Source organism: Pseudoflavonifractor phocaeensis, assembly GCF_016901955.1.
GTDB lineage: Bacteria > Bacillota > Clostridia > Oscillospirales > Oscillospiraceae > Flavonifractor > Flavonifractor phocaeensis_A.
On the sequence record NZ_JACJLC010000170.1, the window covers coordinates 1 to 1,991 of the forward strand.

2 protein-coding genes and 1 pseudogene are annotated in these 1,991 nt (G+C 55.9%); all 3 read left to right on the forward strand.

Translation table 11 applies throughout. The annotated features are described in order from the left end of the window. Positions 1-47: 47 nt before the first annotated feature. Positions 48-596: a DUF6017 domain-containing protein gene (locus H6B51_RS16850; RefSeq protein ID WP_470382171.1), complete on the forward strand. Its 549-nt coding sequence runs from the start codon at positions 48-50 to the stop codon at positions 594-596. Between the two features lie 5 nt (positions 597-601). After that, the gene (locus H6B51_RS16855; protein WP_204884756.1) at positions 602-1,078 is read left to right on the forward strand and encodes a PcfB family protein; all 477 of its coding nucleotides are present in this window, start codon (positions 602-604) and stop codon (positions 1,076-1,078) included. Further along, positions 1,075-1,991: pseudogene (locus tag H6B51_RS18535) on the forward strand (recombinase family protein); the annotation flags it as partial. The gene H6B51_RS16855 and the pseudogene H6B51_RS18535, both read left to right, overlap by 4 nt.

Consider the following 1,991-nt stretch of genomic DNA (forward strand, 5'->3'; position numbering starts at 1 on the left):
GTGGCTTTACACGTTCCCATTGTTCTTTTGTTAATTCATATCGTTTCATGCTCTTAATTTTATACTATTGCTTCTATTGTGCAACTTTTATTTTTCAAACAAGGCCTAATAAATCAAGTAAAGAAAAATCAAAAAAAGATCTATCAAGTACGGAAGGATCAAATCCTGTCCTATCCACCCCCCAAGCCCCCAGGGATTCGGACGGGATGGGACGGGACTGGATGCGGGAGCGCGAGAGCTATCGGGAATTGATTTTGGAGAACATCGAGTATGACTACCTCATCCAGAGCCATCAGCTTGACCGGGACCGCCTGGACGAGCTGGTGGAGCTCATGGTGGACACGGTATGCTCCCGCCGGGAGACCATCCGCATTGCCGGGGACGACTACCCGGCGGAGGTGGTCAAGTCCCGGTTCCTGAAGCTGGACAGCTCCCACATCGAGTATGTGCTGGACCGGATGCGGGAGAACACCACCTATGTCCGCAATATCAAGAAATACCTGCTGGCCGCCCTGTATAACGCCCCGGCCACCATCGGCAGTTACTACACTTCCCTGGTGAGCCATGACCTGTACGGCGGCGGAGAAAGGAGGTAGTGCCTATGCAGGAAGAAATCACCCAGGGCGTGGTCTCCCTCTCGGTGGAGGCGGGCAAGATGACCGCGGACCTGCTCCAAAAGGCCCTGAAGAAGGTGCTGGAGGAGATGCAGAAAAAGCCCTCCCAGCGCACCCTCCGCCAGGGGAAACAGACCCTTCACCAGCTCAAACAGCATGGGGCCTCCCTGACCAGCATTGAGATCACGGAGCAGAACATCAAGGCGTTTTCGGCGGTGGCGAAGAAGTACGACATCGACTATGCCCTGAAGAAGGACCCCCACACCGAGCCCCCGCACTACTATGTGTTTTTCAAGGCGAAGGACAAGGACCAGCTCCAACCGGCTTTCAAGGAGTTCACCGCCATGACCCTGGACCGGGAGAAGCGCCCCACCATCCGGGAGCGGCTGGCCCAGGCCCAGGAACAGACCAAGACCAAACACCGGGAACGGGAGAAGGTCAAGGACCGGGAGGTGGCGCGATGACCGACAAGGTGAAAAAGCTGGTGCTGCTCAACCTCCCGTATCTTATCTTCGTGTATCTCTTTGACAAGCTCTGTCAGGGTGTGCGGCTGGCGCCTGGGGCGGACGCCTCGGAGAAGATGCTCCACATCGGGCAGGGCTTTTCGGCGGCCTTTGCCAGTCTGGCACCCAGCTTCCATCTGGTGGACCTGTGCGTGGGCGCCGCCGGCGCGGTGCTGATCCGGCTGGTGGTCTACTCCAAGGGCAAGAACGCGAAGAAATACCGCCGGGGCATCGAGTACGGGAGCGCCCGCTGGGGCACCCCGGCCGACATCGCCCCCTACATGGACAAAGACTTCTCCCAAAATGTCCTTCTTACCCAGACAGAGCGGATCACCATGTCGAGCCGCCCGAAGGAGCCCAAGTACGCAAGAAATAAAAATATCCTGGTCTGCGGCGGTTCCGGCTCAGGCAAAACAAGGTTCTTTGTCAAGCCCAACCTGCTCCAGTGCCATTCCTCCTATGTGGTTACGGACCCCAATGGTAATTTACAATAAGGATAAAGGGAGCGCGCACCCTCAAGAAAGGAGGTTACACTCCATGAAGAAACAGCCGGACAAGGGAAAAATCACAGCCCTGTACGAGCGTCTTTCCCATGACGATGAACGAGCCGGGGAAAGCGTGTCGATAGAAAACCAAAAGCGCATTTTGGAGGACTACGCTCAAAAGAACGGCTTTACGAATATCCGGCACTTCACCGATGACGGAGTGCGGGGAACGACTTTCAAGCGTCCGGGGCTGGACGCTATGCTGGAAGAAATCCGGGCAGGAAATGTGGCTACGGTCATTATCAAAGACCAAAGCAGGATTGGCCGTGATGTTGTCGAAGTGGGGCTTTTGAAGCGCACCTTTGACGAGTACCATGTACGCTTTATTG